This is a genomic window from Streptomyces sp. NPDC057253, assembly GCF_042669125.1.
Classification (GTDB): domain Bacteria; phylum Actinomycetota; class Actinomycetes; order Streptomycetales; family Streptomycetaceae; genus Streptomyces.
The window spans coordinates 45,858-53,613 of the sequence record NZ_JBHUXV010000066.1; the positions used below are offsets into that span (position 1 = coordinate 45,858).

Genomic DNA, 7,756 nt, shown 5'->3' on the forward strand with positions numbered 1-7,756 from the left:
GGCCCGGGCTCGTTCATGTGCTGTTTACGTGGAGTGGAGCCAGTACACAGCGGTGTGCTCCGAAGGGGTCAGTCACGGAAACCATGAAGGAGTTGGCTGGTCGCGGCCCTCATCTTGTAGATTCGTATGAACGGAGGCCCTCGGTAACGTCCCTGTTTTTCTGTGGAAACGCGCGGCACAGCCCACGTGACCTGGGACACAGCCCCGGAGTCGGCGGAAGCCACTCCTCCCTCCACCGGACCCTTCCCCCATCGTAGATTTCGAGACAAAGAACGGCGGCGACGAGAATGCGGCTGCGCGCACTGCTGGACACCGATGCGCTGGGGCTGCGGCTGCTCGGTGGCGAGGGCGAACTGGATCGCACCGTGCGCGGCGTGATGACCACCGACCTGCGCGACCCGAGCCGCTACCTCTCGGGCGGTGAGCTGGTCCTGACCGGCCTCGCCTGGCGCCGGGACGCCGCCGACTCGGAGCCTTTCGTACGACTCCTGGTGCAGGCCGGGGTGGCCGCGCTGGCGGCCGGCGAGGCCGAGCTGGGCGACGTCCCGGACGACCTGGTCGTGGCCTGCGCCCGGCACCGCCTCCCGCTGTTCGCCGTGCACGAGTCGGTGGCGTTCGCGACGATCACCGAGCATGTCGTACGGCAGGTCTCCGGCGAGCGCGCGGGCGACCTGGCGGCCGTGGTGGACCGGCACCGCCGCATGATGACCTCGGGCCCGGCGGGCGGCGGCCCGGACGTGGTCCTGGACCTCCTCGGCTCCGACCTGGACCTGCGGGCCTGGGTCCTGTCCCCCACCGGCCGCGCCATCGCGGGCCCGAAGGTGGCGGGTCCCGGCCTCCCCGCGGACCTCTGCGCCGAGCTGGCGGCCGAACACCTGGCGGCGGCCCGCACCGGTCGCCGCGGCCCGCACCGGGTCACGCTCGGCGCGTCGACGTACTCCCTCTTCCCGGTCCGCAGCTCGGGCCGCGCTCCCCAGGGCTCCCGGGACGTCCGCGAGACGGTCCTGTCCGACTGGCTGCTGGCGGTGGAGGCGGACGCCGGTGACTGGCCCGAGGAGCGCCTGGACCTCCTCCAGGGCGTCACCCAGCTGATCGCGGTGGAGCGCGACCGCAGGGACGCGGCCCGCACGGTCCGCCGCCGGCTCGCCCAGGAGGTCCTGGAACTGGTCCAGACGGGCGCGGCCCCGGCGGAGATCGCCGCCCGTCTGAGGGTGGCCGCCCCGGTCCTCCTCCCCGGCCTCGGGGCCGCCCCGCACTGGCAGGTGGTCGTGGCCAGGGTCGAGTGGCAGGACAGCGAGCTGGAGGAGGGTCCGGTGGCCCAGTCCCTCCTGGAGGAGATCCTGGTGGACCCCCTCGCGACCGGCCCCGAGCCCTCCGACCGCATCGCGGTGGCCCACACGGGCGACGAGGCGATCGCCCTGGTCCCGCTCCCCGCGGTCTCGACGGAACACGACGGCTCGGAAGCGGGCATCCTGGCGGACGCCCTCCTCGAATCCGTCCGGGCCCCCCTCTCCGCGGGCCTGGACGACGACGGCCGGGTCACCCTGGGCGTCAGCGCCGCGGTCCACTCGGCCGAAGGCCTCAGAGGCGCCCTGGAGGAGGCGCGGCACGCCCGCAGGGTCGCGGCGGCGCGCCCCGGCCGGGTCTGCGCGGCGGGCCACCAGGAGCTGGCCTCCCACGTCCTGCTCCTTCCCTTCGTCCCGGACGACGTCCGCCGAGCCTTCACCGCCCGCCTCCTCGACCCCCTGCGCGACTACGACCGCCGCCACCGGGCCGAACTGATCCCCACCCTCGAGGCCTTCCTGGACTGCGACGGCTCCTGGACCCGCTGCGCCACCCGCCTCCACCTGCACGTCAACACGCTGCGCTACCGCGTCGGCCGGATCGAGCAGTTGACGAGCCGTGACCTCTCCCGCCTCGAGGACAAGCTGGATTTCTTCCTGGCACTGCGGATGAGCTGAAACCCGTGGGCCCCCGGACTCCCACGACTTTGTGAATTCCTTCACCCACCCCCTTGGCCGAGCCCGCGGATTCATGCTGAACTGCGCCCACCACTCATAGCTCGATGGCGCGCTCGGGGAGGGCAACGTGGCGCATACCGCCATGTCTGGTTACGGAACGACCGCCGGTGACGATCCACTCCAGACCGCGGTATGGCGGCTGCGCTCAAGGGCCTGCTGGGCCGACGCGGCCGCCCTGCTCCGACCGGTCACCGCACAGGCGGCCCTCCAACGGACAGCACTGCTGGTGGAACGCTGTCTGTACACCGAACAGGGCTGGGCGGAGGCGGAGGACGCCCTGCGCACCGCCGAGGCGCTGGCCCACAGTGACGAGGAGCGGGGTGCGGCCGCTTGTGAACGGGGGCACCTTGCGTACGCGGCGACGCTGCACGGGGTCCGCGACCGGGCGGACGAGGCGAGGGCCGCGCTGGGCCGGGCCGCGGCGCTGATCGCCCCGGGCGCGGAGGGAAGGGCCCTGCTGGACTTCCGCCGCGGCCTGCTTGCGGAGAACCTCGCGCACTCCCCGCAGTCGGCCCGGGCGGCCTACCGCCGTGCCCACGCCGGGGCGACGGCCCAGTCGGACGCGCTGCTGCTGTCCTGCACCTGGCGCCACCTCGCCGGGCTGGCCCTGCGGGACGGCGAACTGGCCGAGGCGCGCCACGGTTTCGCCGAGTCCCTCCGGATCCGCGAGGAGCTGGGCTACCTGGTCGGCACGGCCCCCGCGTTGGCCTCCCTGGCGGACGCGGAGGTGGAACCCGAGGCCACCCGCCTCCGCGCCGAGGCCCGCCGCCTGTACCGCTTGCTGGGCGGCGTCCCGACATGGCTGAGCCACCAGTTGACTCCGCCGGCAGCAACAGCGTGACGCGCGCTGGGCTTGGGCCGGGCGCCTAGGGGGGTGCCGGGTCCTGTTGTTGGGCGGGTGCGGGTCCGTTGTGGCTGGTCGCGCAGTTCCCCGCGCCCCTGGGTGGGGCATGTGGACGCTCGTGCAGACGCGTACGGCGTGAAGGGGACGGGGTGGGGGGTGTCCGCCCGCAGTGGCCGGCGTCCGGAACCGAGGACATCTCGAGGGGGCGAGCCGCCGGACCGAGGACGGATACCCCCCACCCCGGCCCCGACCCCAAACCGACCCGCCGCGCTACACAAGCCCCCACCGGACAGCGACGGGCCGCCGCAGGCATTCAGGGGCGCGGGGAACTGCGCAAAACGCCCGCCCCCGCCGAACCCGCACACGACCCCTCACCGGCCGACGAAATGCCCGCCCACCAACCCCCGCACCACATCCACATCCCGAGCAATCAACGCATCCAACAGCGCCACATGCTCCCCCGCATCCGCCACCAAATCCCCCCGCCCCCGCCGCGGCCACTGCGACCGCCGATGCAGATCCTCCGCGATCTGCACCAACTGCTCGTTCCCCGACAACGCCAGCACCCCCCGGTGAAACGCCCGATCCGACTCCGCGTACGTCGCCCAGCACCCCGACGACGCCGCCCGCACCGTCGCCTCCGCCAGCGGCCGCAGCTCAGCCCACCGCTCCCCCGACACCGTCCCCGCCAGCCGCACCATCACCGGCACCTCGATCAGCGCCCGCACCTCCGCCAGCTCCGCCAGCTCCCGGGCCCCCCGCTCCACCACCCGGAACCCCCGGTTGGGAACCACCTCGACGGCCCCCTCCAGCGCAAGCTGCTGCATGGCCTCCCGCACCGGCGTCGCGGACACCCCGAAACGCTCCCCCAGCGCGGGCGCCGAGTACACGTCCCCGGGACGCAACTCCCCCGACTCCAACGCCTTCCGCAGGGCATCGAGGATCTGCCCCCGCACGGACGCCCGCTGCACCACCGGCCGCGGAATCGGCACCTCGCTGTGCGTGTGCTCACCCCGTGCGTGCTCGCCCCGCGCGTGCTCGCCCCGCACCCCGGAGCCCGCATCGACCCGGGACCGCGAAACCTCCGACGCCCGCGTCTGCGGCGGCACCCGCGCCTCGCCCACAGCCTGGTCCACGTCCCGCCCCACACCCTTCACGGGCCCTCCTCCGGACGTGTCAGTACTTGGGGTCATTACTACGGGTTGTTACTCACCCGTCAAGCACCTTAGGCGCAGAACGCCTCAGTTCAAATCCCGAAACCATTGGTAAGGTAAGCCTTACCTGTACGACCGCACACCAGACGACCGCGAACGGTGGCCCCGCATGCCCACACCGCTGCCCACCCCCCGCCGACCCGTCGTCTCGGCCGTGACAGCCGCCTACACGCGCGTGACCGAGGCCCTACCGGCCCTGACGGTCACCGAACTCGCCCCGGACACCCCCCTCCCCGCCACCGACGGCTGGATCACCGCGGCGGACCTCGCGGGCAACGCCACAGCTCTGGACACCTTCCTCGCCTGGGACGACGAGCAGGTCCTCAGGGACAACCGGCAGAAGGGCCGCCCGGACGTGATCGCCGGCTTCGGCCTGCACCGCTACGCCTGGCCGGCCTGTCTCCTCTTCACCGCCCCCTGGTTCCTGCACCGCAGGGTCCCCCGCTACCCCGTGACCCACGTCTCGTACGACCGCACCCGGGGCCCGATGGCCCTCGCGGTGCACCCGGGCTCCTTCGCCTGCCTCCCGGACGACCCCGCGGCGGCACTGCCGGGCGCACGCCCGGTCCCCGACGAGGAGTCCCTGCGCGCCGAACTGCGGGACGCGATCGCCGAGCACATGGAACCGCTGCTCACCGCCTTCGGCCCCCGCATGCGCCGTCGCGGCCGGGCCCTGTGGGGCATGGTGACCGACGAGATCGTCGAGGGCATCTGGTACGTCGCCGAACTCCTCGGCGAGCACGAGAAGCGCCGGGCCGAGCGCGAGCTCGACCGGCTCCTGCCCGGCACCACCAAGCCGTACGTCGGCTCCCCGGCCTTCCGGGTGCTCGCCGGCCCGGACGGCGCGGCCCTGCCCACCCGGGACCGGGTGAGCTGCTGCATGTACTACACACTGGCCCCGGACGACACCTGCGTGACCTGCCCGCGCACCTGTGACACCGACCGGATCGCCAAGCTCACGGCACTCGCCGCGAGTTGAGGTTCCCTCAGGAGGACCCCGGGCGCAAACCCCTCCCACCCGTCCCGTAAGATCAGCGCCGACTGGGACGCCCGTTCGGTTACAGGCAATTCACAACTTCCTCACTTGGCGCAGGAACTTTCCGGAGAACCACCCGTACGGGTAGTCTTATTCGAACTCAACTCCCGCCCCTCAAGCGGCAGTTCGAGCAAAACGCTGCCCTGGGCAACTCCCTTGCACTTCCTTGGCGGCCTCTTGCCCCGAAACCCCCTGAGGGCCGGTGGGAGTGGGCCACTATGGCGGGCGTTACGCCCTATCCCAATGCAAGGGACCCCAGATGAGACTGACCGACATATCGCTGAACTGGCTGCTTCCGGGCGCCGTACTGCTCCTGGGCATGCTGGCGGCGGTGGCGGTGCTCGCGCGGAGCAAGCGGTCCGGCGGGGAGCACGCGAAAGACGACTCGTGGGAGCGGAGCGAGGAGCGGCGCAGGCGCAAGGAGGCCATATATGGCACCGCCTCCTATGTCCTTCTGTTCTGCTGTGCGGCGGTGGCGGCCGCCCTCTCCTTCCGTGGCCTGGTCGGCTTCGGTGAGGAGAACCTGAGCCTCTCCGGCGGCTGGCAGTACCTGGTGCCGTTCGGCCTGGACGGCGCGGCGATGTTCTGCTCCGTGCTCGCGGTGCGCGAGGCCAGCCACGGCGACGCCGCTCTCGGCTCCCGGATACTCGTGTGGACGTTCGCGGGCGCGGCGGCCTGGTTCAACTGGGTGCACGCACCGCGGGGCTTCGGCCACGACGGCGCCCCCCAGTTCTTCTCCGGCATGTCCCTCTCGGCGGCCGTGCTGTTCGACCGCGCGCTGAAGCAGACCCGTCGCGCCGCACTCCGTGAGCAGGGCCTGGTGCCGCGGCCGCTGCCGCAGATCCGCGTGGTGCGCTGGCTGAGGGCGCCGCGTGAGACGTACAAGGCCTGGTCGCTGATGCTGCTGGAGAACGTCCGCAGCCTCGACGAGGCGGTCGACGAGGTCCGCGAGGACCAGCGCCAGAAGGAAACGGCCCGCATACGGCGCCGGGAGCAGCAGCGTGTCGAGCGGGCGCAGCTGAAGGCCATCAGCCGTGGCCACCGTGGATTCGTCGGCCGGGGACGGCAGTTGGAGCAGGCGCCGCAGGCCGCGGCCCTGGAGCGCGCGACCGCGGAGCCTGCCATATCGACGCCGGAGCCCCAGCCGCTGCCCGTGCGACAGCGTCCTTCGCTCCAGCCCGTTCGCCATGGGGCTGACTCCTCCGTCGACCTCACCGCGGAGGACGACACAATGGCGCTGCCGCGGCTCGACTCGCTGGAGCGCAAGCTCAAGGATCTTGAGCAGCAGTTCGGCTAGAGCGCCGAGGCACCATGGGAAGGGGGCGTGACCGACGCGGTCACGCCCCCTTCCCGTGCCCGTCGTTCACGCCGCTTCGGCGTCCAGCTCGAACCAGACGGCCTTGCCGACTCCGTGGGCCCGTACGCCCCAGGAGTCCGCGAGGGACTGCACGAGAACCAGGCCCCGGCCGTGCGTACTCTCGCCGGCTTCGGGTATCCGCACTCGGGGACGGTGGGCGACGAAGTCCCGTACCTCCACCCGCAGGGCCCGCGGCCCCACGGTGGCCGTGACGACCGCGTCGCGATCGGTGTGGACGAGTGCGTTGGTGACCAGTTCGCTGGTGAGCAGTTCCGCTATCTCCGATCGTCCGGGCCTGCCCCAGTGCCGTAACAGCTCGCGCAGGGCCCGCCGTGTCTCCGGTACGGCCCCCAGGTCGGCCCGCTCCAGTCTCCGCCGGAGCTGTGGCGACCGCGCCTGCTCCAGGGTGCCGTCGGTCTTCTCCTCCATGGTCCCTGCCGAGAAGGCCCCTCCTGCCGTGGGACCGCCTCCTCGCGCCTGCCTCTTCATGACCCCCGCCCGCGTGCCGATGTCGGTTCCCCTCCTGCTCGAACACGTTCACGGGGATCCATGCCCCATAGTTCAGGCGGCAGTCATGTCGAATCATCAACGACCAGGTGTTCGGCCACGGTTGAGGCGGCGGTCCCGGTCCCGCCCGCGGAGCAGCGGATTCCCGGACGACGGCATACGAACCCCCTTGTGCGAAGCCCGAGTTCCGCCCGATCCGCGCCCGGCGCCCGGGCCCGCGCGCCGCCCGGCGGTCCGCGTGGGTGCCGTTGGTCCCACCCCGTGGCATGTGCCCGGCGAACCGAGGCCGGCACACCGGCCCTCCGGGCCGCACAGCACGCCCGTCCCGCCCCAGGTCACACCACAAAGCCCCTGTTCGCAGCGGTGGTTAGGGCGAATCGCGCGAATGCCTACGGCGGGCACGCGTCGAAGGTACGGCCCGGGACCCCGGGTGCGCGCTCGGCGCTCACCGGCCGGGGGGACTGTCGTACGACAACTCGCGCACCCCCCGTGACGGCATGCGCCTCCGCCGCCGGCACCCGATGACCGGAGCCCGGCGAGCGGAGGTGCGCCGGTTCATCCGGCCCGGCGACGGCGGCCGGTCCCGCGCTGCCGCACGGCTTTCGGCCCACGCGGGCCCGGGACACCGGGACCACCGGGCATGGGCCGATTCGCCTACGCCGCGCTGCCGTTCCCGCCGTAGCCGACGAACGGCTGTGACAGCCCGGAAAACTGGCCGGAATGTGCCGTCAGTTGCTCCCGATGCGCCTGGTGCGGTGCGGGGCCGCCCGCCCGACC

6 protein-coding genes are annotated in these 7,756 nt (G+C 72.6%); 4 read left to right on the plus strand and 2 right to left on the minus strand.

Annotated features, from left to right (window positions below; all coding sequences use genetic code 11):
- The first annotated feature begins 287 nt into the window (after positions 1 to 287).
- Both ACFULQ_RS30165 and ACFULQ_RS30170 read left to right on the plus strand, forming a co-directional pair.
- Positions 288 to 1,961 carry a PucR family transcriptional regulator gene (locus tag ACFULQ_RS30165; protein ID WP_383549889.1) on the plus strand — a complete coding sequence of 558 codons (1,674 nt, stop codon included), beginning with the start codon at positions 288 to 290 and terminating at the stop codon, positions 1,959 to 1,961.
- A gap of 127 nt (positions 1,962 to 2,088) precedes the next feature.
- Positions 2,089 to 2,862, plus strand: coding sequence for a hypothetical protein (locus ACFULQ_RS30170; protein ID WP_383549892.1), 774 nt, complete (start codon positions 2,089 to 2,091; stop codon positions 2,860 to 2,862).
- A gap of 374 nt (positions 2,863 to 3,236) precedes the next feature.
- On the opposite strand, the gene ACFULQ_RS30175 is transcribed toward ACFULQ_RS30170, so the two are convergent.
- Positions 3,237 to 4,058 (minus strand): GntR family transcriptional regulator, encoded by an 822-nt coding sequence (locus ACFULQ_RS30175; protein ID WP_383549894.1) that lies wholly within the window; start codon positions 4,056 to 4,058, stop codon positions 3,237 to 3,239.
- A gap of 130 nt (positions 4,059 to 4,188) precedes the next feature.
- Between ACFULQ_RS30175 and ACFULQ_RS30180 the strand changes: the two genes are divergently transcribed.
- Complete coding sequence (locus ACFULQ_RS30180) at positions 4,189 to 5,058, plus strand: (2Fe-2S)-binding protein (RefSeq protein WP_383549897.1); 870 nt, start codon at positions 4,189 to 4,191, stop codon at positions 5,056 to 5,058.
- A 316-nt stretch (positions 5,059 to 5,374) separates the two neighbouring features.
- Positions 5,375 to 6,412, plus strand: coding sequence for a DUF2637 domain-containing protein (locus tag ACFULQ_RS30185; protein WP_383549900.1), 1,038 nt, complete (start codon positions 5,375 to 5,377; stop codon positions 6,410 to 6,412).
- 66 nt (positions 6,413 to 6,478) lie between these two features.
- Here the strand turns inward: ACFULQ_RS30185 and ACFULQ_RS30190 are convergent, their stop codons facing one another.
- Positions 6,479 to 6,901 carry an ATP-binding protein gene (locus ACFULQ_RS30190; protein WP_383549903.1) on the minus strand — a complete coding sequence of 141 codons (423 nt, stop codon included), beginning with the start codon at positions 6,899 to 6,901 and terminating at the stop codon, positions 6,479 to 6,481.
- Positions 6,902 to 7,756: the final 855 nt, after the last annotated feature.

Excerpts from the sequence above, each read along its gene's own strand:
- ACFULQ_RS30180 (WP_383549897.1), top strand. The coding sequence starts at position 4,189 with ATGCCCACACCGCTGCCCACCCCCCGCCGACCCGTCGTCTCGGCCGTG.
- ACFULQ_RS30185 (WP_383549900.1), top strand. The coding sequence starts at position 5,375 with ATGAGACTGACCGACATATCGCTGAACTGGCTGCTTCCGGGCGCCGTA.
- ACFULQ_RS30190 (WP_383549903.1), bottom strand. The coding sequence starts at position 6,901 with ATGGAGGAGAAGACCGACGGCACCCTGGAGCAGGCGCGGTCGCCACAG.
- ACFULQ_RS30165 (WP_383549889.1), top strand. The coding sequence starts at position 288 with ATGCGGCTGCGCGCACTGCTGGACACCGATGCGCTGGGGCTGCGGCTG.
- ACFULQ_RS30175 (WP_383549894.1), bottom strand. The coding sequence starts at position 4,058 with ATGACCCCAAGTACTGACACGTCCGGAGGAGGGCCCGTGAAGGGTGTG.